Raw genomic sequence first — 26,652 nt, 5'->3', positions numbered from 1 at the left:
GGATCTGACATCCAAAGCCTGAGGCCATTCGCATCCATCATTTAACATAATATACATTACACGTAACAAGATGTTACGGGCTTCGCATGGTTGTCGTGATTGCCACGCGTAATCGAAATCCACTGCCACGATAAATATTGCCAAACCTCTACCTCCGGTATTGCCGCAGATTTCCCCTTTCGATCATTCAACTGAAAAAAATCCCGCTACTTACCGTAACGGGATTTCTGAGCTGGTTGAAACGCTTTGTCTACACTTCTGGAAAATTTACTCGTCACTCACCGGGTTTATAGGCTCGGTCGTTTGCACATTAATAATCTTCGTAACAACACGCTGATCCGCCGGTTCGTTGATTAAATCCTTTCGGCGTGCCAGTTGCGCGGGTGTTAATTGTTTCAATTGCTCTGGAGTCAGGTTCAAGAGCTGGTCATCGCTGAACGTTGTCATGGCGTTTGCTCCTTGGAGAGAATGTGCTCATTACGCAGCGACTATCCTTTGCGCCTCAGAGCAATTCTAAAACTGTAAGAAATAACAGTTTTTTAGGCCCGTTTGCGTTATTGCTCATAACGAAAAGCCATGTTGAGTTGGGCTGAGTCATTACCTCGGCCGCTATCGCGACCAATTTTTGTTAGCTCAACTAAACGGTCATTTAGTGGAGTTAACGTATTTTCGAAGACAATCGACGCATTTAACCTGCTCCATTAGAAGTCTACCGTCGCCGACAGCAGATACGTTCGCGGCGTAGAAAGCGTCAACCCCGGCTCACTATCATCCGATGCACCCGCCGAACTCCAATAGCGTTTATCCAGCACGTTTTCGACATTGGCGCGCAAGGTGATCGTCTTCTCGTCCAGTTTGAAAGCATAGCGTGTGCCGACGTCGAACCGTTCCCATGAGTCGATTTCCTTGTCGTTCGACTGGTCCAGATACTGCGAACTCGAGTAAATACCACGGCTGGTCAAAGTCAGCCCCGGCACGCTCGGCACGTCCCACTCCGCACCAAGGTTGACGTTGTATTTCGGTGTCGCCGGTGCGCGGTTGCCGTCGAATGTGCCGTTGGTGGTGTGGGTCAGTTCGCTGTCGATGTACATCACACCGCCGAGCAATCGGAACCCGTTGAGCGGTTCGCCGAACACGCTCAGTTCTACGCCATTGTTCTCGCGCTTTCCGTTTGGGCCGAAGACTCGCGTGGTGGCGTTGGTTTCGTAGGCAGGTTGTTTGATGCGGAATACCGCTGCCGTCAGCGCGTATGCACCCGCGTCGTACTTGGCGCCGACTTCGACCTGGCGGCTGATGAATGGCGGGAAGATTTCGTCTTCGTTGATAGATGTCGATGGCGCGATCTTGCCTTGGCTCAGACCTTCCATGTAGTTGGCGTACAGCGAAAGTTTGTCCGTCGCCTTGAACAGAATCCCGCCCGATGGCGAGACTTTTTCCTCATCGTAAGCCGTGTCGCCCTTGATGCCGTCGCTCCAGTCATCGACTTTGACTCGCTGCCAGCGCGCGCCCAAAGTCAGCAACAGACGATCGTCGAAGAAGCCGAGTGTGTCCGACAGCGCCACGCCGCTGAAGCGGTTCTCTGTGTAGACCTTGGCGTCATTGCGGGTCGGCGTGCCGGGTCTGGCGATTTCCACCGGGTCGTAGAGATTGCTGCGCCCGGCCGCGTAACGGGCGCCGCCGTTTTCGAAGTCCATATAAAAGTAGTTGGCCGCCAGGTTCACTTCATGGCTGACCGGCCCGGTCTGGAACCAGTTACGAACGCCAGCGGTAGCCGTGCGGACGTTCTCGTCGCGAGTGAAGTCGCGCGGCTGAACGCTGAAATCACCGGCGTCGTTGCTCACCGAAACTGCATGGCGCAAGAAGTCATGATTGCTTTTGCGTGCGCCGACGCCGCCATACAGCATGACCGAATCGCTGACATCGAACTCGCCGTTCACCGTGCCGAAAGTGTCTTTAGTGCGCGCCCGGCTCCAGGGTTGCGCATAGTTGTCGCGCACATCATTGGCGTTCGGCACTTTGGCATTGGCGGCGACTTGCACGCGTTCCTGCGGTGCGTCGGTGTCGCGTTCGGTGTGGCCGATATCAGTGGAAAGTCGCAAGCGTTCACCACGAAAGTCCAGACCGAGCACCGCCATGTCGCGATCGACGCTCTGGTGATCCCATTCGGTATCACCGGACTGTTTGACCCCGTTGAAGCGCAGACCGAATTGGTTTTCGTCACCAAAACGCCGTCCGACATCCACCGCGCCGCCGACTTGGTTGTTCGAGGCGTAATTGGCTGTCAGCGAGGTGATCGGCTTGTCGGTCGCGCGTTTCGGCAAGACGTTGATCCCCCCTCCTACACTGCCCCGTGGCGAAATCCCGTTGATCAATTGGCTCGGGCCTTTGAGGATGTCGACGCGATCAGCCATTTCCATATCAATGGTGTACGTCGGCAAGATTCCGTAGAGGCCGTTGTAGGCAACGTCACTGTTGAACAGGCTGAAACCACGGATGGTGAATTGCTCGTAGCGTCCACCGGCCGGGTTGGTTGCACGTACAGAAGGGTCGCTGCCGATCAGGTCGCCGAGGGTGCGCGCCTGTTGGTTTTTCACCGTTTCGCTGGTGTAGGTGGTCATGCTGAACGGGGTTTCCATGAAATCCCTGGACCCCAACAGCCCTTGCGAGCCACGACGGGCGACCTGACCGCCGGCGAATACATCGGCATCCGCTGAACCGCTCGCACCGAGTATGGATGTCGGCGCAAGTTGCAAGGTGCTGCTTTGCGCTGCGGGCACCAGCGTATAAGCCTGATCGCCGACCGGTTGCAGCTGCAAACCGGAACCCAGCAACAACCGGCTGAAGCCCTCCTCCACACCGAACTCGCCGGACAATCCACTGCTGTTGCGGCCGCTGACCAGCGCCGGATCCACCGACAGATTGACTCCAGCGAGACCGGCGAACCGCGTCAGCGCGGCACTCAGGCTACCGGCCGGCACCTGATAACTGCGGCGGCTGCCATCGTCGGCCCAGCTCGATTGGATCAACACGGGGCTGGCACTCAGGCTCAGCAAAAGGCTCAACTGCAACAACGGACGCAAACGACCTGGAAATACTGCGGGCATTGGAAGAAGCTCTCGATTTTGTTCACTTGCCTGGAATGACCAGCGAGGCGAAAAAAAGGGACAGGCTTCAGCCAGTTTTTTCTGCGCGCGGTACCAGTGACACCCAAAATCGCGTTCGCGTGTGCACGTCGACGGGCAAACTGGCTGCCAGCAGTGCCAGCACTTGATCGGTATCGTCGAGGCGGAAACTGCCGGTGATGCGCAGCGATTCCAGCGCCGAATCCCAGCGCAGCACGCCCGAGCGGTAGCGACTCAGCTCGCGAAGGAAATCACCCAGCGGCTGGTTTTGCGCCATCAGCACACCGTCGCGCCAACCGGGCATCAACGCATCGAACGCCGTCACCGCCCCCGCGCCCGAAGCTTGCAGGCTGACTTGCTGGCCCTGCTGCAATACCAGCGCCGGGCCGTGCAGCGGCTGCAATTGCACCGAACCGCGCAGCACGCAGACCTGGCAATCGCGTGCATTGAGGCGCACCGAGATGTCGCTGTGATTGACGATCATCCGCCCATAAGGCGCGTTGACGATAAAGGCTGAATCGCCCGCCACGTTGAGCGCCATCTCGCCACGAATCAGTGTCAGCTGACGTGCAGGCAGATCGACATTCACCGCGCTGTCGGTGTTGAGTTGCAATGAAGAATCCCGGGCCAACTGCACTTTGCGCCGCTCGCCGGTGCTGGTGTGCAGGTCGGCGCGCCAGACCTCCAGCGGCAGCTCCCGACTGATCAACCACGCCGCCGGCACCAGCGCCGCTACGCCCAGGACACGCTTGAGTGCCGCGCGCCGCGCCGGATCAGGCCGATCCAGCGTGGCCATGGCCAGTGTCGGCGGCAAACCTGCAAAGCGCTGACGCAGTTGCTGGATTTTCTGCCAAGCGTTTTCGTGGCGACTGTCACTGGCGCGCCAATGCTGCAATCGGGCGTGATCTTCATCACTGGCGCCGCCGGATTCGAGCAGTGCCAGCCATTGCGCTGCGGCCCGTGCCACTTGCCGTGTTTCCTCGCTCGGGGTAACGCGCATTACAGCTCCGCCAGCAGGCAATGCTCGTAAGCCTGGGCCATGTAGCGTTTCACCGTGCGCTCGGAAACCTGCAAGCGCTCGGCGATCTCGCGGTAGCCGAGGCCCTCGAGTTGACTCCAAAGAAATGCCCGACGCACCGCACGCGGCAAGCCATCTAGCAATTCATCCAGCGCCTGCAAGGTTTCCAGCAGCAACCAGCGCTGTTCCGGCGACGGTGCGCACGCTTCCGGCAATTGCGCCAAGGCGTCGAGGTAGGCTTTTTCCAGATGGCGCCGCGTGTAGAAATTGCTCAGCAGGCGTTTGCCGACGGTGAGCAAATACGCGCGCGGCTCGCGCAACTCGGCCAGCGGCGGCGCGTTGCACAGGACGCGCAGAAAGGTGTCCTGACTGAGGTCCGCCGCATCCCACGCATTGCCCATGCGCCGGCGCAGCCAGGTTTCCAGCCAGCCGCGGTGCTCGCGATACAACTGCTGCAGGCTCTGCTCCGACGGTGACGTAGCTTCAATCATCTCAAGAGACCCTGCGCGAAGGTAGATTCAAATGAGACTGATTCTATTTAACTTCTCGAAGGACACAAAGCCTTTTTCTGCTCAGCGCTTGAGCGTTTCGCTCGGCAGCTCCTTGAACAGCGCGCGGTAACTGCTGGAAAACCGCCCCAGATGCCAGAACGACCAACGCATCGCCACTTCGGCAACGGTGGTTTCCGTGGGCCTGCGCTTGAGCAATTCACGGTGCGCACTGTTCAGCCGCCTCAGCCGTAACCAGTGGCTCGGGGTCATCCCGGTGTAGGCCTTGAAAGCCTGTTGCAACTGGCGCAGCGGCACGCCGGCGACGTGAGAAAGTTCGAGCAGATTAACCGTGTCTTCCGGCGAATCAGCCGCCCACTCCCCCACTCTTTTGATGATTTGGCGTTCGTTGTTGCGCCGCTGCAATCCGCTGCGATCAAGGCTGGTGTGAGCGTTGTCGAGGATGAACAGGCAGTCCTCAAGCAACTGTTGAGTCAGGCGATCTTTATCAAGTGGATCAGCAGCTTGCGACAACTTCGTGAGAATCGAGCTTAACCAGCCGCTGAACAAAGCGTTCTGTCCGCAGTTCAGCGGTGCCATGAACAACCCTTCGAGTTTCGCCACTTGCAAACCGTGCTCGCGGACGAAGTCCGGACCAAATACCACGGCGATTTCTCGGTAGTTCTCCGGGGTGATCCAAATATTGCGGCTCTCTTCGTTGAGCAGGTACAGCGCGTTGTCGCTGCGATCAAAGCAGAACGCCAGAGCCCCGGATGGCGCACTGAAATTCTGCTCGACCCGGGTGTTCATCTGTTCTTCGTAAACCTCGACGCCCTGCAGATCGAGATAGCGAATCTGCCCGGCGAAATGCCCCGGCGACATCTGCTGGTAATGCTGGACCCAGCCCGGTGTAGCGCGGATTTGCTCGGCCACGTCGGCGGTGTTGAACGCTTGTACCTGAAGCGGATTGCACGTTGTCATGGGGTGACCTTGCGCACTCTTTTGGTGCGCTTTGGTGCTGCTGAAAGTGGATAGATGGAATCGCAAGCCGCGCCCAAGATAGTCGCCAACGCGCCACAGGGGAAGGGGCGGAAGATGAAACCCGCCCTCCCCGGCGTCTACAAAACCAATAACGAGGTCTTTATGAACGCCCCTTTCGATCAGCTGTTCACCTGGCTGAAAGATCACAAGATTACCGAAGTCGAATGCGTGGTCAGCGACCTGACCGGCATCGCCCGCGGCAAGATTGCACCGACCAACAAGTTCCTGCATGAGCGCGGCATGCGCCTGCCGGAGAGCGTGCTGCTGCAAACGGTAACCGGGGATTTTGTCGACGACGACATCTACTACGACCTGCTCGACCCGGCCGACATCGACATGGTCTGCAAGCCGGTTTCCGACGCCGTGTACGTCATTCCGTGGGCCATCGAGCCGACCGCCATCGTCATCCACGACACCTTCGACAAGTTTGGCAATCCGATCGAACTGTCGCCGCGCAACGTGCTGAAAAAAGTTCTGCAGCTCTACACCGATAAGGGCTGGAAGCCGATTGTCGCGCCGGAAATGGAGTTCTACCTGACCCAGCGCTGTGAAGATCCGGACCTGCCGCTCAAGGCACCACTGGGTCGTTCGGGCCGTGCGGAAAGCGGGCGCCAGTCGTTCTCGATCGATGCCGCCAACGAATTCGATCCGCTGTTCGAAGACGTCTACGACTGGTGCGAACTGCAAGGCCTGGATCTCGACACGCTGATCCACGAAGACGGCCCGGCGCAGATGGAAATCAACTTCCGCCACGGCGATGCGCTGGATCTGGCTGACCAGATCACCGTGTTCAAACGCACCCTGCGCGAAGCAGCGCTCAAGCACAATGTCACTGCGACGTTCATGGCCAAACCGATCGGCGACGAGCCCGGCAGCGCCATGCACTTGCACCAGAGTGTGGTCGAGATCGCGACGGGTCAGCCGATCTTTGCCGATGCCGAGGGCAACATGAGCGAACTGTTCCGGCATCACATCGGTGGCCTGCAGAAGTACATCCCGAAAGTGCTGCCGATGTTCGCGCCGAACGTCAATTCGTTCCGCCGCTTCCTGCCGGACACCTCGGCACCGGTCAACGTCGAATGGGGCGAGGAGAACCGCACCGTCGGCCTTCGTGTGCCGACATCGGGGCCGGAATCGATGCGCGTGGAGAACCGCTTGCCCGGCGCCGACGCCAACCCGTACCTGGCGATTGCCGCAAGCCTGCTGTGCGGCTACATCGGCATGGTCGAGAAGATCGAGCCGAGCGCGGCGGTCGAAGGCCGGGCCTACGAACGGCGCAATCTACGCCTGCCCCTCACCATCGAAGAAGCCCTGACGCAGATGGAAGAGTGCCCGAAGGTCGCCGAGTACCTGGGCAGCAAATTCGTCCGCGGCTACGTCGCGGTCAAACGCGCCGAGCACGAAAACTTCAAGCGCGTGATCAGCTCGTGGGAGCGGGAGTTCCTGCTGCTCAGCGTCTGACCGCGCAGCCGTCCCTGTGGGAGCGAGCCTGCTCGCGAAGACGTCGGCACACTCACCATAGATGTCGACTGAAACACCGCTTTCGCGAGCAGGCTCGCTCCCACATGGGATTGTGCAGCGCCTGAGAATTCCAATAAATCCAAGAGGTGTCGATATGCGTCTATTGAAATCCGTACTCCCGGTCGCACTGAGCGTGCTGTTCAGTGCCGTAGCCCACGCCGAGCCCCAAGTCAGCGTCTACAACTGGACCGACTACATCGGCGAAACCACCCTCGCCGACTTCCAGAGCAAGACCGGGATCAAGGTGATCTACGACGTCTTCGACTCCAACGAAACCCTTGAAGGCAAACTCCTCGCCGGTCGGACCGGATATGACGTGGTAGTGCCGTCCAACCATTTCCTCGCTCGCCAGGTAAAGGCCGGCGCGTTCATGAAACTCGATCGTTCACAGTTACCAAACTGGAAGAACTTGGACCCGAAACTGCTTGAATTGCTTGAGAAAAATGATCCCGGCAATGCGCATTCGGTTCCCTATCTGTGGGGCACCAACGGCATCGGTTACAACGTCGACAAGGTCAAGCAAGTGCTCGGCATCGACCACATCGACTCCTGGGCCGTGCTGTTCGAACCCGAAAATCTGAAGAAGCTCAGCCAGTGCGGCGTGTCGATGATGGACTCCGCCGACGAAGTCTTCCCGGCCATCCTCAACTACATGGGCATGGACCCGCGCAGTGAAAACCCTGAAGACTACAAAAAGGCCGAAGCCAAGCTCCTGAGCATCCGCCCGTACATCACCTATTTCCATTCATCCAAATACGTGTCGGACCTGGCCAATGGTGACATCTGCGTCGCGTTCGGTTACTCCGGCGATGTGTTCCAGGCAGCCAACCGCGCCAAGGAAGCCAAGAACGGTGTGAATATCGCTTACGCCATCCCCAAGGAAGGCGCCAACCTGTGGTTCGATCTGCTGGCGATCCCAGCCGATGCGAGCAACGCCAAAGAGGCGCACGCCTTCATCAACTACCTGCTCGATCCGCAGGTGATCGCCAAGGTCAGCGCCACCGTCGGCTACGCCAATCCGAATCCGGCGGCCAAGCCGTTCATGGATGAGGCACTGGTCAACAACCCTGAGGTTTACCCGCCGCAGTCGGTGCTCGACAAACTCTACATTTCCTCGACCCCGCCCCAGGCGATCATGCGTCTGATGACCCGGTCGTGGAGCAAAGTGAAGTCGAACAAATGAATCAGCACAGCGCACAACACACCGGCTCTTATTACGCCGCTTCTGCGCGGGCGAGCACGCCCTACCCTGCGCTGGATGGTGATTTGCTTGCTGATGTCTGCGTAATCGGTGGCGGCTTCACTGGCGTCAATACCGCGATTGAGCTGGCGCAGCGCGGTCTGTCGGTGGTGTTGCTTGAGGCGCGACGTATCGGCTGGGGCGCCAGCGGGCGCAATGGCGGTCAGCTGATTCGCGGTATCGGCCATGAAGTCGAGGGGTTCGCTCGCTACCTTGGCCAGGACGGCGTGCGCTATCTGCAGCGCGCCGGCATCGATTCGGTGGAGCTGGTGCGCCAGCGCATCACTGACAACGCCATCGCCTGTGATCTGCGCTGGGGCTTTTGCGAACTGGCCAACACCGCCGCGCAATTCGCCGCGTTCAAGCAGGAACAGGACAGCCTCGCCGAACTCGACTATGCCCACGCAACGAGGCTGGTCGGGCCGGAACAGATCCGGCAGCAAGTGGTCGACGCTGGTGTGTACGCCGGCGGATTGATCGACATGGGTTCGGGGCACTTGCATCCGCTGGATCTGGTGCAAGGTGAGGCGCGTCTCGCGGCATCGCTGGGCGTGCGGATCTTTGAGCAGAGTCCGGTGCTGGAAATCCTCCATGGCCCGACTGTCGAGGTGCGTTGCGCCACAGGTTCAGTACGCGCCGGCAGCCTGGTGCTCGGCTGCAACGCGCATCTGGATGACCTCGAGCCGAAACTCAGCGGCAAAGTGCTGCCCGCCGGCAGTTACATCATCGCCACCGAGCCGCTGGACGAAAGCCGCGCCGCGCAGTTGATTCCACAGAACCTGGCGTTGTGCGATCAAAAAGTCGGGCTGGACTATTACCGACTCTCGGCTGATCGACGGTTGCTGTTTGGCGGCGCTTGTCATTATTCCGGGCGCGATCCGGCGGACATCGCCGCCTATATGCGCCCGAAAATGCTCAAGGTGTTCCCGCAACTGGCCGATGTGCGAATCGACTACCAATGGGGCGGCAAGATCGGCATTACCGCCAATCGCTTCCCCCAGGTTGGCCGACTCAAACAGCACCCGAACGTGTTTTACGCGCAGGGTTATTCCGGTCATGGCCTCAACGTCACGCACTGGTGTGCGAAGTTGTTGGGCGAAGCCATTCATGCCGGGCACAGTCAGGGCATGGACGTGTTCAGCGGCGTGCCGCACATGACCTTCCCTGGCGGGCCGGCCTTGCGTTCGCCGCTGCTGGCGCTGGGCATGTTCTGGTATCGCCTGCGCGAAATGCTCGGCTGAGCCCGCCACGACTCTGGCCCCTATAGGAGCTGCCGAAGGCTGCGATCTTGTGACGCAGAGCGTCCCGGGCTGCATTCCCACGCAGAGCATGGGAACGATCAGGTCGCAACCTTCGCCAGCTCCTTGCACCGCAATCGCGTCCCACGCCAGCTATACACATTTGCTCTATCGCCAAGCACTTCTATATTGATGAAGTGCTTTTGCGTTCCCGACGCTCAGGGCCCGATTAATTGAGGAGGACATGGATGAAGTCGTCAGCCAGCGATGAGCCGCGAGCACCCGGTCAGGCGCCGATCAAAACCCGCCGTTTCGCTATTTCACTGGTATGGATCGTGCCGATTGTGGCGGTGCTGGTCGGGATTTCGCTGGTGATTCACAACATCCTTCAGGAAGGCCCGGTCATCACCGTTACCTTCAAGACCGGCGATGGCCTGACCGCTAACAAGACCGAAGTCAGATACCGCAACGTGGTCATCGGCCATGTCTCCGACGTCGAACTGGCCAACGACCATAGACACGTCAACGCCACGATCAAACTGGCCAAGCAAGCCGAAGCCTTCACCCGCGAGGATTCGCAATTCTGGGTGGTGCGTCCACGCATCGGCGCCGGCGGGGTATCGGGCATCGATACGCTGCTGTCGGGGGATTACATCGGCGCCGACATTGGCCAGGCCAATACCCGCTCAAAAAACTTCAAAGGTCTGGAGAACCCGCCGCCGATCACCTACGGCGAACCGGGCAAACGCTTTACGCTGCACACCGCAGACCTTGGCTCGCTGGACATCGGCTCCCCCGTTTATTACCGCAAGATTCCGGTTGGCCAGGTCGTGTCCTACGCGCTGGACCCGGACGGCAAAGGCGTCAACATCGAAGTCTTCGTGCATTCGCCCAACGATGCCTACGTTACCGAAAACACCCGCTTCTGGAACGCCAGTGGCATCGACATCAATGTCGGCGCCAACGGCTTTGCGGTGAAAACCGAATCGCTGTCGACCCTGCTGGTCGGCGGCATCGCTTTCCGCGCCCCGGACTACAGCCCCGACGATAAGCCGGCCAGCGACGACAAGAGTTTCGAGCTGTTTGCCAACCAGACCGCCGCCCTCGCCCCGCCCGACGGCAAGGCGCAATACCTGGCGCTGCGGTTTGATCAGGCGTTGCGCGGCCTCAAGGTGGATGCGCCCGTAGAGTTTCTCGGTATCGAAATCGGCCGGGTGGTGGCGGTCAATCTCGACTTCGACGAGGTCAAGCGCACCTTTCCGGTGAATGTCGGCATTGTCATTTATCCGCAGCGACTCGGCCGTGCCCACGCGAAGATTCTCAAGACCTACCATGGCGACGAAAACGACGAGGCCACCGGCGCGCGCCTGATCGGCACGTTCATTGAAAATGGCCTGCGCGCCCAGGCCCGCAATGGCAACCTGCTCACCGGTCAGTTGTATATCTCGCTGGATTTCTACCCCAAAGCGCCGAAAGTCGCGTTCGACCCCAAGGCACGGCCGGTCACCATTCCGACCATTCCCGGCAGCCTCGAACAATTGCAGGAAAAACTCGAGGCGATGGTCAACAAGATCAACGCATTGCCGGTTGAACGCATCGCCAGCAACCTCGACGGCAATCTGGTCGAGCTGCGCAAGGGCCTGAAGCAGTTCAACGCCAGGACTCTGCCGGGTGTACAGAGCACCCTCGCCGATGTCAGCAAGACCTTGCAGTCGGCCAATTCGACCCTCGCCGAGGACTCACCGCAACGTGAGCAACTCACCGAGACCCTAGACGAACTCGGGCGCATGTCGCGCTCGTTGCGAGAGCTGTCGGATTACCTCGGTCGCCACCCTGAGTCGCTGATTCGCGGGCGTCCCGACAACGCCGCGCCGCTGGACCTCAAAGGACCGCCACGCAATTGAGCACAGGAGCTGCATCCATGGCTTTACCGTTGAAGATCACCGTGCTCGCTGCCTTCGTGCTGCTGACTGCGTGCCGTAGCGACCCGATCAGCTTTCACACACTGACCCCGGCGCAACCGGGTGCCAGCCGCAACGGTGCCGACATCGCCATTGAAAGCATCAGCGTGCCGCCACAGGTCGATCGCGCGCAGATTGTGATTCGCCAGGGCAATAGTGGCGTGGCGATTCTGGAAACCGATTGGTGGAGCGCCACTCTTGCCGATGAGTTGCGCGGCGCGCTGGTCGATCAATTGAGCAGTGGCGTCGGCCAGCAGCGCGCCTCCGTGCGTATCGACGTGCAGCGCTTCGATTCGATTCCCGGCCAGTACGCCTTGATAGACGTGAAATGGCGAGTGCGTCCGCTGGGTGCTGAAGACGCGGCGCTACTGACCTGTCGCTCGGTGTTGCAGACGCCTTCAGGGCCAAGCATCGAAGAACTGGTGACTGCGCAACAGAACAACGTCAAACGTCTTGCTGCACAAATCACTCAGGCTGCGACGGCCGCGCGCAATTGCCCTTCATCGGGCTAATCGCGTCACAAATCGAAGCGATCCACTGCCCGCCGGCGCTCGTTGTCATCGCGCACATCGTAGTTGGCGGTCGTCTGGATATTGCTGTGATGCGCGAGTTTCTGCGCGATCGACAGGTCGTGCTCTTCGATCACCCGGGTGATGAATGAACGCCGAAAATCGTGGGGCATGATTTTCACCCCGACCTGCGTACCGCGCTGGCGGGCGATGTAGTAAATCGCGTGTTTGGTGATGCGCTCGCGGGTGATGTGGCTGCCCCGGCGAATGCGATTGAACAAAAAAGCATCGTCGCTCTCGCCTTCCTTGAGCTGTGAACGACGCAGTTCCAGCCAGGCATCGAGCTTGGCAAAGGCCCAGGCCGGCGCGTACTTGATCAGCTGTTTGTTGCCCTTGCCGGTGACGGTCAGGCTGCGCTCTTTGAAGTCGACCTGACTCAGATCCAGATCCACCGATTCCGACTTGCGCATGCCGGTGCCGTACAGCAGCGCTATCACCGCCGCATCACGCAAGCCCTGCGGGCGCGGGTCGGCAGCGCAGACTTCCATCAGTTCGTGAATCAGCGTGCGCTTGAGGTTGCGCCCTTGGGACAGCCGCGTGCCGGCTATGCCCTTGACCGAACGCATCTTCAACAGGTGATCCTGGCTGATCAGGCTCATGCGCCACGCCTCGTTCATCACCCCGCGCACGGCGTTCACGTAAAGCGACGAGGTGTTCGGTGCATAACCGTCGGCACGCAAAGCGGCGACCAGCGCCACCACGTCCTCCGGTTGCAGACCGTGCCACGGGATCTCTTCGATATCGACGTCCTCGAAACCGAGGCGGTCAGCGGCATCTTGCAGCACATAGCGCATGGTCAACTGGCTGGAAGGTGCCAGTCGTGCCAGGTAAACGGTCAGCGGATTGCTGGTGGACGGTGCAGGTTGGGTACTCGACAAATCACTCAAACGAAACGGCCTTGAAATAAAAAACGATTCAACAAAAACAATAAATGCATGAAATGAAACGCAAAAAAACGGCGTGACTCAATGACAGGGGTTGCCGCGAAAGGCCGACAACCTGCCGTTCGAGGCCGTAAAAGTCAATCGGGCATTCCCCGAACGGTCTGTTTGCTGCTTTATCAGCACGGTAGGCGAACTGAAACATCGCGCTCTTATGTTCGATGCAGGGACTGCGAACAGGAGTGCGGCATGAAGATCACGGTATTTGGCAGTGGTTATGTCGGTCTGGTGCAAGCGGCGGTGCTGGCCGAGGTCGGTCACGACGTTGTGTGCATGGATGTCGACGCGCAGAAAATCGAGCAGTTACGCCAGGGCCACGTCAGTATTTTCGAGCCGGGGCTGGCCAGTCTGGTGCGCGAGGGCCTGGATTCGCAGCGCCTGCAATTCACCACTGATGAGCGGCTTGCGGTGTTGCATGGGCGGGTGGCGTTCATTGCGGTGGGCACGCCGTCACGCGAGGACGGTTCGGCGGACCTGCGCTACGTGCTGTCGGTCGGCGACGCGATTGCCCGGCATCGCCAACAGCCGTTGATCGTCGTGGAAAAGTCCACGGTGCCGGTGGGCACGGGTGACGCTTTGCGCAGCCACATCGAAAAGGCCCTGATCAAGATTGGCCGCCTGCTGCAGTTTGATATCGTCTCCAACCCGGAATTTCTCAAGGAAGGTTCAGCGGTTGCTGATTGCCGGCGGCCGGATCGTATCGTCATCGGTTGCGAAGGCGCGGAAGTGCGCGATGTGATGCGCGATCTGTACGCGCCATTCAACCGCAACCATGACCGCATCCTGTTCATGGACCTGCGCAGCGCCGAGCTGACCAAATACGCCGCCAACTGCATGCTGGCGACCAAGATCAGTTTCATCAACCAGATCGCCGAACTCGCCGAGCACCTCGGCGCGGACATCGAATCAGTGCGCCAGGGCATCGGTGCCGATACGCGGATTGGCTATCACTTTATCTACCCGGGTTGCGGCTACGGCGGTTCGTGTTTTCCCAAAGACATGCGAGCGTTGATTCACAGTGCCGAACAGGCGCATTGCTCCAGTGATCTACTGCAAGCGGTAGAAGCGATCAACCAGCGCCAGAAACACAAACTGTTTGAACGCATCAACGCCTTCTACCGGGGAGATTTGCGCGGCAGGACCTTTGCCTTGTGGGGCCTGGCGTTCAAGCCCAACACCGACGACATGCGCGACGCGCCGAGCCGGGTTCTGCTCGAAGATTTATGGGCTGCCGGGGCCAGCGTGCGCGCGTTTGATCCGGAGGCCATGGTGGAAACCCAGAATCTCTATCCAAACGAATCAAAACTGATGCTGATGGGCACGCCGGAATCGGTACTGGGCGGCGCCGATGCGCTGATCATCTGCACCGAATGGCAACAGTTCAAGGCCCCGGATTTCGAGCTGATCAAACAGCGCCTCAACAGCCCGGTCATCTTCGACGGCCGTAACCTGTACGACGCCGGACGCCTGGCGCGCAATGGTTTCCAGTATTTCCCGATGGGGCGCGGTGAATCGTGCAAGTTGCCGATCACCTTGCGGCACAGGCCGGCGGCTTCGGATGTGGCTTGAACTGGCCCTGTGGGAGTCATTGCAAATTATGAGCTACACCGACCCTGTGGGAGCGAGCCTGCTCGCGAATACGGTATGTCAGCGACATCGCAGGTGACTGATCCGTCGCCTTCGCGAGCAGGCTCGCTCCCACAGGGAAATCATGTGCTCCGAGGGACGCTGGTGTATCAGCTTGACCGGTGGCAGCTGCCCAGAGAGGATGGCGTTCGCTCAGGCTTCCCGAATAAGGACATTCCCCTTCCGTGGCCATCTATTCGCCGTTCATTCGCCGGTTGATGATCAGCTCACTGACCGTGGTCATCAGCCGCGCCCTGGTCAGTCCGTTGCTGACGCTCTTCCTCAGCAACAAGCTTGGCCTCAATCCGCAGGATGTCGGCTTGCTGCTCGGCATCGCCGTGTTCAGCGCCACGCTGCTGTCGCTGTACGGTGGCTACATCATCGACAAGCTGGACAAGCGCCAGCTGCTGATTGTGGCCATGCTCTCCAGCGGTATCGGCCTGATCCTGCTGACCTTCGCGCAGAACCTGTATCTGGTCACCCTGGTGCTGATCATCAGCGAAACCGCGTCGGCGCTGTTCCTGATCGGCTCCAAGGCGATCCTCAGTGAAAACCTGCCGGTGGGCCAGCGGGTCAAGGCGTTTTCCCTCAATTACACGCTGACCAATATCGGCTACGCCGTCGGACCGATGATTGGCGTGGTGATTGCCGGGGTGCAGCCGTCCGCGCCGTTCATCGTTGCCGGTGCGATCGCCATTGGCAGTATTTTTCTGCTGCTCGGCGCGACCCGGGATGCCAGTCCGATAACTTCCGGCAGTGCGCCGCAAAGTTTCCTCAACACGCTGATGATCCTGAAAAACGACAGAACGATGGTGCTGTTCACCCTTGGCTGCCTGCTCAGCACGTTGGTGCACGGACGCTTCACCCTGTACCTGTCGCAATACCTGCTGGTCACCCACACCCAGCAACAGACCCTGGACACCATGGCCGCCCTGCTCGCCTGCAACGCAATCACAGTAATCCTGCTGCAATACCAGGTCGGTCGCTGGCTCAGCCGCGAACACCTGCGTCACTGGATTGCTGGCGGCACTGCGCTGTTCATCGTCGGGTTGATTGGCTTCAGCGTGGCGGACAGCCTGCTCGGCTGGTGCGTGGCGATGTTCATCTTCACCTTGGGCGAAATGATCATTTACCCGGCAGACTTCCTCTTCGTGGATGCCCTCGCCCCGGAGGCACTGCGCGGCAGCTACTACGGCGCGCAGAACCTGGCGGCACTCGGCGGTGGGGCGAGCCCGGTGCTGTGCGGGTTTCTGCTGATGCATACACCGGCGCCGAGCATGTTCTACGCCCTGAGCGGCTTGGCGGCGCTGGGCGGTTATCTATGCTTCGTCAGCGCGCGGCGCACCCGTTCAATGCAAAAATAGTGCACTAAAACTGCATTTATATGAATTTGTCAGCATCGAGTTTGATCGGCAAACTACGCGCGTTCCTCCCCCAATGTTGGAACGCTTCGAGGGCTTTCCGGATATGCCGGACAAGTCCTTTTTTTTGCCCCGGATTTTTGTAAAGGATCAGTTCTACATGCTTGCTCGCTGGTTGCCCGCTGCCATCAATACCCGCCCCACTGAATGGAGCCGTGCCGCGATCGGCATGGCCTTGGGCACGTTGTTCAGCGTGTGGATGTGCGCGCAGGTGTTCGGCCATGACGTTGCCTTTCACCTGGTCGGCCCGCTCGGCGCTTCGGCGGTGCTGCTGTTCGCCGTGTCCTCCGGCGCCCTCGCCCAGCCATGGTCGATTCTCGGCGGCTACCTGTGTGCTGGCGTGGTCGCCTTGCTGGTCGCCCATGTGCTTGGCCGTACGCTGGGCAGCGCCTGCCTCGCCGCCGGCATGGCGGTGATTCTGATGTGCTGGCTGCGTTGCCTGCACCCACCGGCCGGCGCATTGGCGTTGACACTGGTGCTCGCCGACCCTGCAACCATCGCCATGGACTGGAAAGCCATGGAGCCGGTGATGCTCGGCGCCCTGTGCATGCTCGTCAGCGCGCTGGCCTATAACAACCTGACCCGCATCCGCTATCCGAAACGCGCTGCCGACCCGGCACCGCCAGTGGTCCCGGTCGACCGCCAGGCGATCACCGCCGAAGACCTCAAGCTTGCGCTGGCCGACATGGAAGCCTTCATCGACGTCACCCCCGAAGACCTCGAACGCCTGATCCACGCCAGCGAACTGCACGCCAAGCGCCGCAGCATCAGCGAAACCTTCCGATAACCACGCAATTTCGAGGCATGTAAAAACGCAGATTCCCCCTGCACATATCCCCGTTGTACACGACAAATTTGCACTGTTACGATCCGCTAACGCCCGCGCGCGGGCTTTTCGAATAAAGACAATAAAAAGCAGGGAGTTACAGATGACAGCTCAGGCTTCATCCCGGCGGACCCCGTCCATGGATGCCATGCAAAACGACGTGCTGGCCGAGGTGCGCAACCATATCGGCCACCTGACCCTCAACCGCCCTGCGGGCCTCAATGCAATCACCCTGGACATGGTGCGTCTGCTGCAACAGCAGCTCGATGCCTGGGCGTCTGACGCCGATGTGCACGCCGTGGTATTGCGCGGTGCCGGCGAAAAGGCTTTCTGCGCCGGCGGTGATATTCGTTCGCTGTACGACAGCTACAAGAGCGGCGACACGCTGCACGAAGATTTCTTCGTCGAGGAATACGCCCTCGACCTGACGATTCATCACTACCGCAAACCGGTGCTGGCCCTGATGGACGGTTTCGTCCTCGGCGGTGGCATGGGCCTGGTACAAGGCGCCGATCTGCGCGTGGTCACCGAGAAGAGCCGACTGGCGATGCCGGAAGTGGCCATCGGTTATTTCCCCGACGTCGGCGGCAGTTATTTCCTGCCACGCATTCCCGGTGAGCTGGGAATTTATCTGGGTGTCAGCGGCGTGCAGATTCGCGCGGCCGATGCGCTGTACTGCGGCCTCGCCGACTGGTATCTGGACAGCAGCAAACTGGCCCTGCTCGACGAAAAACTCGATCAGATGGAGTGGCAGGACACGCCGCTCAAGTCGCTGCAGAACCTGCTGGCCAAGCACGCCGTACAAACCCTGCCCGATGCGCCCCTCCAAGCATTGCGCCCGGCCATCGACCACTTCTTCGCCCTGCCCGACGTGCCGAGCATGATCGAGCAATTGCGCGCCGTCACCGTCGCCGACAGCCACGAATGGGCGGTCACCACGGCGGATCTGCTGGAAACCCGCTCGCCGCTGGCCATGGCCGTGACCCTGGACATGCTCCGTCGCGGCAGGCACCTGAGTCTGGAGAATTGCTTTGCGCTGGAGCTGCATCTGGACCGCCAGTGGTTTGCCCGTGGCGACCTGATCGAAGGCGTGCGCGCCCTGCTGATCGACAAGGACAAGTCACCGCGCTGGAACCCGCCGACCGTTGCTGAGCTGGACGCTGCGCAGGTTGCGAGCTTCTTCCATGGTTTTGATGAGAGCGGGAGCTGAGTCATGCACGATCTCGAACTGACTGAAGAACAAGTGATGATCCGCGACATGGCCCGGGATTTTGCCCGTGGCGAAATCGCGCCCCACGCCCAGGCCTGGGAAAAGGCTGGCTGGATCGACGACGCCCTGGTGGCGAAGATGGGCGAGCTGGGCCTGCTCGGCATGGTCGTGCCCGAGGAATGGGGTGGCACCTACGTCGATTACGTCGCCTATGCCCTGGCGGTTGAGGAAATCTCTGCCGGTGACGGCGCGACCGGCGCGTTCATGAGCATCCACAACTCGGTAGGCTGCGGGCCGGTGCTCAACTACGGCAGCGCCGAACAGAAACAGACCTGGCTGGCTGATCTGGCCAGTGGGCAGACCATCGGTTGTTTCTGCCTGACCGAACCCCAGGCCGGCTCCGAAGCACACAACCTGCGCACCCGCGCCGAACTGCGCGACGGCCAATGGGTGATCAACGGTGCCAAGCAATTCGTCAGCAATGGCAAACGGGCGAAACTGGCGATCGTCTTCGCGGTAACCGATCCGGATCTCGGCAAAAAAGGCCTGTCAGCGTTTCTGGTGCCCACCGACACACCGGGTTTCATCGTCGATCGCACCGAACACAAAATGGGCATCCGCGCCTCCGACACCTGCGCGGTGACGCTGAACAACTGCAGCATCCCCGAGGCCAATCTGCTCGGCGAACGCGGCAAGGGCCTGGCGATTGCCCTGTCCAACCTTGAAGGCGGACGCATCGGCATCGCCGCGCAGGCATTGGGTATCGCCCGGGCAGCGTTTGAAGCGGCGTTGGCCTACTCGAAAGACCGGGTGCAATTCGACAAGCCGATCATTGAGCACCAGAGCATCGCCAATCTGCTGGCTGACATGCACATGCAGATCAACGCCGCACGGTTGCTGATCCTCCATGCAGCGCGGCTGCGCACGGCGGGTAAACCATGCTTGTCCGAGGCCTCACAGGCCAAGCTGTTCGCGTCGGAAATGGCCGAGAAAGTGTGTTCGTCGGCGATCCAGATCCATGGCGGCTATGGCTATCTGGAGGATTACCCAGTCGAGAAGTACTACCGCGATGCGCGGATTACCCAGATCTATGAAGGGTCGAGCGAGATACAGCGGATGGTGATTGCGCGGGATTTGAAGAACTACCAGTTGTAATGGCGTTGGCCCTTCACCTCACCCCAGCCCTCTCCCCAGGGAGAGGGAGCCGACCGAGTCGGTTACGGATTCAGCGGCAACCTTTCAGGTCGGCGTAATTTGCCCATATCACGCGGTCAGTCCCCTCTCCTTGGGGAGAGGGCTAGGGTGAGGGGCTTTTGAAGGTCACACACTATTTGCCTTGGAATGCAGCCTCACGCTTGGCAATAAACGCCGCCATCCCTTCCTTCTGATCCTGCGTCGCAAACGCGGCATGGAACACCCGTCGCTCAAAGCGCACGCCTTCGCTCAGATTGACCTCGAACGCGCGGTTGACGCTCTCCTTGATCATCATCGCAATCGGCAGCGACTTGCCGGCGATCACTGCCGCGACTTTCAGCGCTTCATCAAGCAGCTCATCGCTCGGCACGATGCGCGCGACGATGCCGCAACGCTCGGCCTCCACGGCGTCGATCATGCGCCCGCTCAGGCACATTTCCATGGCTTTGGCTTTGCCCACGGCGCGGGTCAGGCGCTGGGTGCCGCCCATGCCCGGCAGCACGCCGAGGTTGATTTCCGGCTGGCCGAATCTGGCGTTGTCGCCGGCCAGGATGAAGTCGCACATCAGCGCCAGTTCACAACCTCCGCCAAGGGCAAAACCATTGACCGCCGCAATGATCGGCTTGCGCCGGTTGGCCACTCGATCGCTGTCGCTGAACAGATCGTCCATGTATATCTGCGGATAGGTCAGCTCAGCCATTTCCTTGATGTCCGCGCCGGCGGCAAAAGCTTTTTTCGAACCGGTGAGGACGATGCAGCCAATGTGCGCATCGGCTTCCAGCGTATCGAGGGCGTGGTTCACTTCGCTGACCAGTTGCGCGTTCAGCGCGTTCAGCGCCTGTGGCCGGTTGAGGGTGATCAGGCCGACGCGGTCGCGAGTTTCCAGCAGAATCGTTTCGTAAGTCATGAATAAAATTCCTTGTCAGAGATTGCGCGAAATGACCATGCGCTGAATGTCGCTGGTGCCTTCGTAGATCTGGCAGACGCGCACGTCGCGGTAGATGCGTTCCAGCGGGAAGTCGTTGAGGTAACCGTAACCGCCGAGGGTTTGCAAGGCCATGGAACAGACCTTCTCGGCCATTTCCGAGGCGAACAGCTTGGCCATCGACGCCTCGACCAGCGCCGGTTGGCCGCTGTCACGCAAGGCTGCGGCGTAATGCACCATTTGCCGGGCGACGGCAATTTGCGTGGCCATGTCCGCCAGGCGGAACGCCACGGCCTGATGCTCGATGATCGGCTTGCCGAAGGTGTCTCGCTCGCGGGCGTAATCACGGGCGGCTTCGAATGCGGCGCGGGCCATGCCGACGGCTTGTGAGGCGATACCGACGCGGCCGCCTTCAAGGTTGGCCAAGGCAATCTTGTAGCCCTCGCCCTCCTCGCCAAGGCGGTTGGCCACCGGCACTTTCACATCTTCGAAGAGGATCTGGCAGGTGTCGGAGGCGTGCTGGCCGAGTTTGTCTTCGACTCGCGCGACTTTGTAGCCGGGCGAGTCGGTCGGCACGATAAACGCGCTGATCCCGCGTTTGCCGGCGCTCGGGTCAGTCACGGCAAACACGATCACGATGCCGGCGTTCTGCCCGGAGGTGATGAACTGTTTGCAGCCGTTGAGCACGTAGTGATCGCCTTCCAGTCGTGCGCGGGTTTTCAGGCTGCTGGCATCGGAACCGGCCTGCGGTTCGGTCAGCGCGAACGCACCGAGCATGGCGCCGCTGGCCAACGGTTTGAGGAAGCGTTCACGCTGGTCGTCATTGCCGAACTTGAGAATCGGCACGCAGCCGACCGAGTTGTGCACGCTCATGATCGTCGAACAGGCACCGTCGCCGGCGGCGATTTCTTCCAGGGCCATGGCGTACGCGAGGTAGCCGGTGTCACAGCCGCCCCACTGCTCCGGCACGAGCATGCCGAAAAAGCCCAGCTCGGCCATCTCGGCGATGGCTTCCTTGGGGAAACGGTGTTCGCGATCCCACTCGGCGGCGAACGGCTTGAGCCGCTCCTCGGCAAACTGCCGGGCCATGTCGCGGATCTGGGTTTGGTCTTCGTTGGGGATCATGGTGATTCCTTCAAATCTGAGTACGACATAGAACCCTGTGGGAGCGAGCCTGCTCGCGAAAGCGGTGTCTCAGTCACGCATGTGCCGGCTGAAACGACGTCTTCGCGAGCAGGCTCGCTCCCACAGTTGATCGGCGATGCCTTCAGTAAACGCATTCCACAGCCATGGCCGTGGCTTCGCCGCCGCCAATGCAGATCGCTGCAATGCCGCGCTTGAGCTGTTTCTGCCGCAGTGCCGCCAGCAACGTCACCAGAATCCGCGCCCCCGACGCACCGATCGGATGGCCCAGCGCGCAGGCGCCGCCGTGCACGTTGAGCTTGTCGTGGGGAATCTCCAGGTGCGTCATCGCCGCCATGCCGACCACGGCAAACGCTTCGTTCACTTCAAACAGATCCACTTGATCCAGCGCCCAACCGGTCTTCTTCACCAGTTTCTTGATCGCGCCAATCGGTGCGGTGGGAAACAAGCCAGGCGTATCAGCGAACGCAGCGTGGCCATGAATCACCGCCAGCGGCTTGAGGCCCAGTTGCTGCGCGTGGGACTGGCGCATCAGCACCAGCGCGGCCGCGCCGTCGGAGATCGAGCTGGAGTTGGCTGCGGTGACCGTGCCGCCCTCGCGGAACGCCGGTTTCAGCGAGGCAACCTTGTCGAGTTTGGCTTTTGGCGGCTGCTCATCGTTGCTGATCACTACCTGCTCTTTGCCGACGGTCACCGTCAGCGGGACGATTTCGTCCTTGAAGCTGCCGTCCTTGATCGCCTGTTGCGCGCGGGTGGTCGAGGTAATGGCGAAAGCGTCCTGCGCCTCGCGGCTGAAGCCGTTGGCCTCGGCGCAATCCTCAGCGAAGGTGCCCATCAGGCGGCCCTTGTCGTAGGCGTCTTCGAGGCCGTCGAGGAACATCGAATCGAGCACGCGGCCATGGCCCATGCGATAGCCGGCGCGGGCTCGGTCGAGCAGGTAAGGCGAGTTGGACATGCTTTCCATGCCGCCGGCGATCACCACGTCGGCACTGCCGGCAAGCAGCATGTCGTGAGCCATGATGGTGGTCTGCATGCCCGAGCCGCACATCTTGTTCACCGTGGTGCAGCGCGTCGATTTATCCAGCCCGGCGCCCAGTGCGGCCTGACGTGCCGGCGCCTGGCCGAGGCCGGCAGGCAGTACGCAGCCGAACAGAACTTCATCAACCGCATCACTGGCGACACCGGCGCGTTCGACCGCAGCCTTGATCGCCGCCGCGCCGAGTTGCGGTGCGCTGAGGCTTTTCAGTTCACCTTGAAAACCGCCCATCGGTGTGCGGACGGCGCTGACGATAACAATCGGATCGTTGGCAATAGTCATGACTAATCCTCCTTACTTGGCGGCCATGCGCAAGGCGCCGTCGAGACGGATCACCTCGCCGTTGAGCATGCTGTTTTCGATGATGTGGCGCACCAGCGCGGCGTATTCGGCAGGCTTGCCCAGACGCGGCGGGAATGGCACACCAGCGGCCAGCGAGTCGCGCACTTCCGGGGTCATGCCAGCCATCATCGGCGTTTCGAAAATGCCCGGTGCGATGGTCATCACGCGGATGCCGAAGCGCGCCAGTTCGCGGGCGGCCGGCAGGGTCAGGCTGGCGATCGCGCCTTTGGATGCCGAGTACGCGGCCTGGCCAATCTGGCCGTCGAACGCTGCGACCGAGGCGGTGTTGATGATCACTCCACGCTCGCCGTCAGCATTGGCTTCGCTCTCGGCGATCGCCGCCGCAGCCAGGCGCAGCATGTTGAAACTGCCGATCAGGTTGACGTTGATCACTTGCGCAAAGCTGCTGAGCGCGTGAGGGCCATTCTTGCCGAGGATCTTCTCGCCACGCACGATGCCCGCGCAGTTGATCAGGCCGTTGAGGCTGCCAAATGCGGCAACGGTCGCCTGCACAGCGGCTTCGGCGGCGGCTTCATTGCTGATGTCGGCAACCACGCTTTGCGCACCCAGGCGCTGAGCCTGAGCGGCGACGGCTTCGGCGTTCATGTCGACCAGCATGACTTTGGCGCCGGCACTGACCAGCAATTCAGCGCTGGCGGCACCAAGGCCGGAGGCGCCGCCGGTGACGATAAAAACCTTGTTCTCGATCTGCATGACGGTGTTTCCTTGGATTCAAGCTGAAACGTTGTGCGCCGCAGCCTCTTGAGCCTTGGCGATTTCCTGGTTGCGCAAGATAAAGCGCTGCAATTTGCCACTCGGGGTTTTGGGCAATTCGCTGACAAACTCGATTTCACGTGGGTACGAATGCGCGGCCAGACGCTTGCGCACGTGTTGGCGCAGTTCTTCGGCCAGCTCCGGCGCGGCGCGGTACTGCGCGCTCAGCACGACGAAGGCTTTGACCAGTTCGGTGCGTTCCGGGTCGGGCTTGCCGACGACCGCCGCTTCGACCACGGCCGGGTGTTCGATCAGGGCACTTTCCACGTCGAACGGGCCGACGCGGTAGCCCGAAGTGGTGATCACATCATCACTGCGGCCGACGAAGCTTATGCTGCCGTCCGGGTTCCACTCCACGGTGTCGCCGCTCAGGTAGTAGTTGCCGACGAAGGCCTTGGTCGGCGCGCCTTCGTAGCCGCCGAACCAGCACATCGGTGACTGCGGGCGGTCGATGGCGAGAATGCCCGGCTGACCGACGCCGAGTTCGTTGTATTGCTCATCGAGCACGACGATGCGATGGCCCGGCGAAGCGAAACCAGCGGCGCCGACATGCACCGGGTGCTCAAGGCCGTGGTGGTTGCACAGCACCATGCCCAGTTCGGTCTGGCCGTAATGGTCGTGAATGACCACGCCGAGGTTATCGGCGAACCAGCGGATCACTTCCGGGTTCAGCGGCTCACCGGCGCTGCTGACGATGCGCAGTTTGCCCTTGATCGATCTGGCGAACTCCTCGCCACCGGCAATCAGCAAACGATAGGCAGTGGGCGAGCCGGTGAGATTGGTAATGCCGTATTTGTTGATCACCCGGCAGGTGCTTTCGAGGGTGAACGGGCCATCGTAGAAGGTAATCGGGTGGCCCAGCGCCAACGGCCCGGTCACGCCGAAATAAATGCCATAGGCCCAGCCCGGATCGGCGACATTCCAGAACGCGTCTTCAGGACGCAGGTCCACCGCATCACGGGTGTAGCTCTGAAAGGCGACGATGGCTTTGAGCGGCACTGACAGCGCTTTCGCCGGCCCCGTGGTACCCGAGGTGAACATCAGCAGGAACGGGTCTTCGCCGGTCAGTAACACCGGTTCGCAAACATTGGAATAGTTGGCCAGCTCAGCCCAGAAACTGAAATCACCACGTACGATGCCCTGACCTTTGGCTCCACCAACGGTGACGATGGTCGGGCATGCGCTGACTTCACTGAGCTTGGGCCGATTGACCGCGTCGGTGACGACGACTTTCGCCCCGGAACTGTTCAGGCGATGTTCAAGAGCTTTCGGCCCGAATGCGGTAAACAGCGGCTGATACACCGCGCCGATGCGCCAGGTGGCGAGCACGGTGATGAGTAATTCGACGTTGCGCGGCAGCAGGCCGGCGACCTTGTCGCCCTTCTGCACGCCCTGGGCGAGGAGGAAATTGGCGAAACGCGCGGCTTTGTCTTGCAGATCAGTGAAGGTGTAAGTCGCACTTGAGCCGTCGCGACCTTCCCAGAACAACGCAATACGCCCGGGCAAGGCATGGCGGTCGCAACATTCGACGCAGGCGTTGAGCGCAGCGAGCGTGCCGCTGAGCGATGCATCGACGGTGTGCTGATAGTTGAACTGTTCGGTGGCAGACAAGTAATCGCGCATTGCCAGAATCCCTCGGTGTTTTTATTAGGCTGGGAACCGTAAACAACACAGGGATAGTCGCGCCGCGCGGGGCTCGGGGCAATGGTCAAAGTTATCAAAGTGGCTGACTGGTTTGGCCAAGCCTTTTAAGGGAATGGTCACGCGGCCCTGGGTGGGAGCGAGCCTGCTCGCGAAGGCGTCGGGTCAGACCACCTCATTGAGGATCAGCGTGCGGTAATGCCCCGGGTTCGACCCGGACCATTTGCGAAACGCCTTGTAGAACGAACTGGCATCCGCAAAGCCCAGCCGTGCAGCAATCTCGACGAAACTGATCGAGGGCTCTGCCAGCCAGGTGATTGCCAATTCCTTTCGCACGCTGTCCTTGAGACCCTGATAAGTCTGCCCTTCCTCGGCCAGACGCCGGCGTAATGTCGACGCGGACATGCACAGTTGCTGGGCCAGCGCCTCGGTTTCCGGCCAGTGCTCGGCGGGCACTTGCCGCAGATCCTGCTTGATTCGGCTGGCGAGGCTGTCGGGGTCGCGGTACTTGACCAGAATGTTCGCCGGCGCCTGGGCCAGGAAGCGCTTGAGTTCTTCGGCACTGCGCTTGATCGGCAGATCGAGACAATCGGCGGAAAAGATCATTCGTGTTCGCGGACGTTCGAAACGCAGGTTTTCCGAAAACATCACCCGATAGTCATCAGTGAAATCCGGTTCGGCGCAGCGCAGTTCAATGGCGAGAATCGGAATCCGCCGCCCGGCCAGCCAGCACGCGACGCCGTGCACGATCATCCAGTAAGTGAAATAGGTGAAGGCGCGGCGCGGTTCGGCGTCGTCTTCGAGCAGGACGATTTCCGCCAGGCTCTGCTGATGCACCAGTTGCGCCGGCAGTTTTTCCAGCATCAGCGACAGGAACGTCAGACCGGTATCCAGCGCCGCCGCCAGCGTCGGTTGCGCCATTGCGCTGCGACACAGAAACGCCAGGCTGCCGGACTTGAGCGGGCGTGGGTCCATGCCGAAGAACTCGTCATCACCGCGTCGTGCCAGCAGGCGCCAGAGTCTGGCGTATTGCGAGGCCGGCACCCTGCCCTCATCGGCCGCTAACAAAGCCGGATCGATGCCGACCTTGCTCAACGCCTCATCCGTCGCCGCGCCCGGGGCACAACTTTGCAGCAGCGCTTCGCGCACCAGTTGAATGGCAATGGTGTCTTTTTCTGCCATGGAGCGAGGTGAGCCTTGTTGTTTTTTGGGTGGTGGGCATCTTAACCCAGCTGCTGAAGTCACCGCAGGGCCAATGTGGGAGCGAGCCTGCTCGCGAACGCGGTGTGTCAGATAAACAAATGTCACAGGCATACCGCATTCGCGAGCAAGCTCGCTTGTATGGTTAGACTTGAAGGGGTGGTGGGACGAACAG

The 26,652-nt window shown here is 60.6% G+C and carries 22 protein-coding genes; 10 read left to right on the top strand and 12 right to left on the bottom strand.

Going from position 1 to position 26,652, the window contains the following annotated elements:
* Positions 1-267: 267 nt before the first annotated feature.
* The 5 genes from D8U82_RS16725 to D8U82_RS16705 form a co-directional block, all read right to left on the bottom strand.
* Complete coding sequence (locus tag D8U82_RS16725; RefSeq protein ID WP_130887266.1) at positions 268-447, bottom strand: hypothetical protein; 180 nt, start codon at positions 445-447, stop codon at positions 268-270.
* Positions 448-701: 254 nt separating this feature from the next.
* Complete coding sequence (locus D8U82_RS16720; RefSeq protein ID WP_130902554.1) at positions 702-3,104, bottom strand: TonB-dependent receptor; 2,403 nt, start codon at positions 3,102-3,104, stop codon at positions 702-704.
* Between the two features lie 67 nt (positions 3,105-3,171).
* The gene (locus D8U82_RS16715) at positions 3,172-4,122 is read right to left on the bottom strand and encodes a FecR domain-containing protein (RefSeq protein ID WP_130902553.1); all 951 of its coding nucleotides are present in this window, start codon (positions 4,120-4,122) and stop codon (positions 3,172-3,174) included.
* Positions 4,122-4,631 carry a sigma-70 family RNA polymerase sigma factor gene (locus D8U82_RS16710; protein ID WP_110600592.1) on the bottom strand — a complete coding sequence of 170 codons (510 nt, stop codon included), beginning with the start codon at positions 4,629-4,631 and terminating at the stop codon, positions 4,122-4,124. Before D8U82_RS16710 ends, D8U82_RS16715 begins: the two co-directional genes overlap by 1 nt.
* 81 nt (positions 4,632-4,712) lie before the next feature.
* Positions 4,713-5,609, bottom strand: a complete 897-nt coding sequence (locus tag D8U82_RS16705) for a helix-turn-helix domain-containing protein (RefSeq protein ID WP_122507352.1) — start codon at positions 5,607-5,609, stop codon at positions 4,713-4,715.
* Positions 5,610-5,771: 162 nt separating this feature from the next.
* Here D8U82_RS16705 and D8U82_RS16700 point away from each other — a divergent pair, with 162 nt between their 5' ends.
* The 5 genes from D8U82_RS16700 to D8U82_RS16675 all read left to right on the top strand — a co-directional run bounded on the left by D8U82_RS16700 (position 5,772) and on the right by D8U82_RS16675 (position 12,141).
* Positions 5,772-7,130 (top strand): glutamine synthetase family protein, encoded by a 1,359-nt coding sequence (locus D8U82_RS16700; protein WP_130902552.1) that lies wholly within the window; start codon positions 5,772-5,774, stop codon positions 7,128-7,130.
* Positions 7,131-7,284: 154 nt separating this feature from the next.
* Complete coding sequence (locus D8U82_RS16690) at positions 7,285-8,373, top strand: polyamine ABC transporter substrate-binding protein (RefSeq protein WP_130902550.1); 1,089 nt, start codon at positions 7,285-7,287, stop codon at positions 8,371-8,373.
* On the top strand, positions 8,370-9,671 hold the full coding sequence (locus tag D8U82_RS16685) for an FAD-binding oxidoreductase (RefSeq protein WP_130902549.1): 1,302 nt from the start codon (positions 8,370-8,372) through the stop codon (positions 9,669-9,671). Before D8U82_RS16690 ends, D8U82_RS16685 begins: the two co-directional genes overlap by 4 nt.
* Before the next feature lie 245 nt (positions 9,672-9,916).
* Positions 9,917-11,572, top strand: a complete 1,656-nt coding sequence (locus D8U82_RS16680; RefSeq protein ID WP_016774726.1) for an MlaD family protein — start codon at positions 9,917-9,919, stop codon at positions 11,570-11,572.
* Positions 11,573-11,589: 17 nt separating this feature from the next.
* Positions 11,590-12,141: a PqiC family protein gene (locus tag D8U82_RS16675; RefSeq protein WP_130902548.1), complete on the top strand. Its 552-nt coding sequence runs from the start codon at positions 11,590-11,592 to the stop codon at positions 12,139-12,141.
* A 5-nt stretch (positions 12,142-12,146) separates the two neighbouring features.
* Here D8U82_RS16675 and D8U82_RS16670 read toward each other — a convergent pair whose 3' ends face one another.
* Entirely contained in the window at positions 12,147-13,085 is a 939-nt protein-coding gene (locus D8U82_RS16670) for a tyrosine-type recombinase/integrase (RefSeq protein ID WP_307845070.1), read from the bottom strand.
* A gap of 243 nt (positions 13,086-13,328) precedes the next feature.
* Between D8U82_RS16670 and D8U82_RS16665 the strand changes: the two genes are divergently transcribed.
* The 5 genes from D8U82_RS16665 (at position 13,329) to D8U82_RS16645 (ending at position 19,377) form a co-directional block, all read left to right on the top strand.
* Positions 13,329-14,708, top strand: coding sequence for a UDP-glucose/GDP-mannose dehydrogenase family protein (locus tag D8U82_RS16665; protein WP_130902547.1), 1,380 nt, complete (start codon positions 13,329-13,331; stop codon positions 14,706-14,708).
* Between the two features lie 242 nt (positions 14,709-14,950).
* Entirely contained in the window at positions 14,951-16,129 is a 1,179-nt protein-coding gene (locus D8U82_RS16660; protein ID WP_130902546.1) for an MFS transporter, read from the top strand.
* 157 nt (positions 16,130-16,286) lie between these two features.
* On the top strand, positions 16,287-16,973 hold the full coding sequence (locus D8U82_RS16655; RefSeq protein ID WP_024012953.1) for an HPP family protein: 687 nt from the start codon (positions 16,287-16,289) through the stop codon (positions 16,971-16,973).
* A gap of 142 nt (positions 16,974-17,115) precedes the next feature.
* Entirely contained in the window at positions 17,116-18,222 is a 1,107-nt protein-coding gene (locus tag D8U82_RS16650) for an enoyl-CoA hydratase/isomerase family protein (RefSeq protein ID WP_130902545.1), read from the top strand.
* 3 nt (positions 18,223-18,225) lie between these two features.
* Positions 18,226-19,377, top strand: a complete 1,152-nt coding sequence (locus D8U82_RS16645; protein ID WP_123442493.1) for an acyl-CoA dehydrogenase family protein — start codon at positions 18,226-18,228, stop codon at positions 19,375-19,377.
* Positions 19,378-19,549: 172 nt separating this feature from the next.
* Here the strand turns inward: D8U82_RS16645 and D8U82_RS16640 are convergent, their stop codons facing one another.
* From D8U82_RS16640 to D8U82_RS16615, 6 genes are all read right to left on the bottom strand, one after another.
* Positions 19,550-20,323 carry an enoyl-CoA hydratase gene (locus tag D8U82_RS16640; protein WP_016774718.1) on the bottom strand — a complete coding sequence of 258 codons (774 nt, stop codon included), beginning with the start codon at positions 20,321-20,323 and terminating at the stop codon, positions 19,550-19,552.
* 15 nt (positions 20,324-20,338) lie between these two features.
* Complete coding sequence (locus tag D8U82_RS16635) at positions 20,339-21,466, bottom strand: acyl-CoA dehydrogenase (protein WP_073474453.1); 1,128 nt, start codon at positions 21,464-21,466, stop codon at positions 20,339-20,341.
* 142 nt (positions 21,467-21,608) lie between these two features.
* A complete protein-coding gene (locus D8U82_RS16630) occupies positions 21,609-22,802 on the bottom strand; it encodes an acetyl-CoA C-acyltransferase (RefSeq protein ID WP_130902544.1) in 1,194 nt (397 codons plus the stop codon).
* Between the two features lie 12 nt (positions 22,803-22,814).
* Entirely contained in the window at positions 22,815-23,576 is a 762-nt protein-coding gene (locus D8U82_RS16625) for an SDR family NAD(P)-dependent oxidoreductase (protein ID WP_041480381.1), read from the bottom strand.
* Positions 23,577-23,594: 18 nt separating this feature from the next.
* A complete protein-coding gene (locus D8U82_RS16620; protein WP_130902543.1) occupies positions 23,595-25,259 on the bottom strand; it encodes an AMP-binding protein in 1,665 nt (554 codons plus the stop codon).
* A gap of 183 nt (positions 25,260-25,442) precedes the next feature.
* Entirely contained in the window at positions 25,443-26,459 is a 1,017-nt protein-coding gene (locus D8U82_RS16615) for an AraC family transcriptional regulator (protein WP_024012945.1), read from the bottom strand.
* Between the last annotated feature and the right edge of the window lie 193 nt (positions 26,460-26,652).

The sequence above is a fragment of the Pseudomonas sp. Sample_23 genome, from assembly GCF_004307595.1.
Lineage (GTDB): Bacteria > Pseudomonadota > Gammaproteobacteria > Pseudomonadales > Pseudomonadaceae > Aquipseudomonas > Aquipseudomonas atacamensis.
The sequence above is the reverse complement of the archived record's forward strand: the minus strand, read 5'-3'. Positions and strand labels throughout refer to the sequence as shown.

Excerpts from the sequence above, each read along its gene's own strand:
- D8U82_RS16725 (WP_130887266.1), bottom strand. The coding sequence starts at position 447 with ATGACAACGTTCAGCGATGACCAGCTCTTGAACCTGACTCCAGAGCAA.
- D8U82_RS16720 (WP_130902554.1), bottom strand. The coding sequence starts at position 3,104 with ATGCCCGCAGTATTTCCAGGTCGTTTGCGTCCGTTGTTGCAGTTGAGC.
- D8U82_RS16715 (WP_130902553.1), bottom strand. The coding sequence starts at position 4,122 with ATGCGCGTTACCCCGAGCGAGGAAACACGGCAAGTGGCACGGGCCGCA.
- D8U82_RS16710 (WP_110600592.1), bottom strand. The coding sequence starts at position 4,631 with ATGATTGAAGCTACGTCACCGTCGGAGCAGAGCCTGCAGCAGTTGTAT.
- D8U82_RS16705 (WP_122507352.1), bottom strand. The coding sequence starts at position 5,609 with ATGACAACGTGCAATCCGCTTCAGGTACAAGCGTTCAACACCGCCGAC.
- D8U82_RS16700 (WP_130902552.1), top strand. The coding sequence starts at position 5,772 with ATGAACGCCCCTTTCGATCAGCTGTTCACCTGGCTGAAAGATCACAAG.
- D8U82_RS16690 (WP_130902550.1), top strand. The coding sequence starts at position 7,285 with ATGCGTCTATTGAAATCCGTACTCCCGGTCGCACTGAGCGTGCTGTTC.
- D8U82_RS16685 (WP_130902549.1), top strand. The coding sequence starts at position 8,370 with ATGAATCAGCACAGCGCACAACACACCGGCTCTTATTACGCCGCTTCT.
- D8U82_RS16680 (WP_016774726.1), top strand. The coding sequence starts at position 9,917 with ATGAAGTCGTCAGCCAGCGATGAGCCGCGAGCACCCGGTCAGGCGCCG.
- D8U82_RS16675 (WP_130902548.1), top strand. The coding sequence starts at position 11,590 with ATGGCTTTACCGTTGAAGATCACCGTGCTCGCTGCCTTCGTGCTGCTG.
- D8U82_RS16665 (WP_130902547.1), top strand. The coding sequence starts at position 13,329 with ATGAAGATCACGGTATTTGGCAGTGGTTATGTCGGTCTGGTGCAAGCG.
- D8U82_RS16655 (WP_024012953.1), top strand. The coding sequence starts at position 16,287 with ATGCTTGCTCGCTGGTTGCCCGCTGCCATCAATACCCGCCCCACTGAA.
- D8U82_RS16650 (WP_130902545.1), top strand. The coding sequence starts at position 17,116 with ATGACAGCTCAGGCTTCATCCCGGCGGACCCCGTCCATGGATGCCATG.
- D8U82_RS16645 (WP_123442493.1), top strand. The coding sequence starts at position 18,226 with ATGCACGATCTCGAACTGACTGAAGAACAAGTGATGATCCGCGACATG.
- D8U82_RS16640 (WP_016774718.1), bottom strand. The coding sequence starts at position 20,323 with ATGACTTACGAAACGATTCTGCTGGAAACTCGCGACCGCGTCGGCCTG.
- D8U82_RS16635 (WP_073474453.1), bottom strand. The coding sequence starts at position 21,466 with ATGATCCCCAACGAAGACCAAACCCAGATCCGCGACATGGCCCGGCAG.
- D8U82_RS16630 (WP_130902544.1), bottom strand. The coding sequence starts at position 22,802 with ATGACTATTGCCAACGATCCGATTGTTATCGTCAGCGCCGTCCGCACA.
- D8U82_RS16625 (WP_041480381.1), bottom strand. The coding sequence starts at position 23,576 with ATGCAGATCGAGAACAAGGTTTTTATCGTCACCGGCGGCGCCTCCGGC.
- D8U82_RS16620 (WP_130902543.1), bottom strand. The coding sequence starts at position 25,259 with ATGCGCGATTACTTGTCTGCCACCGAACAGTTCAACTATCAGCACACC.
- D8U82_RS16615 (WP_024012945.1), bottom strand. The coding sequence starts at position 26,459 with ATGGCAGAAAAAGACACCATTGCCATTCAACTGGTGCGCGAAGCGCTG.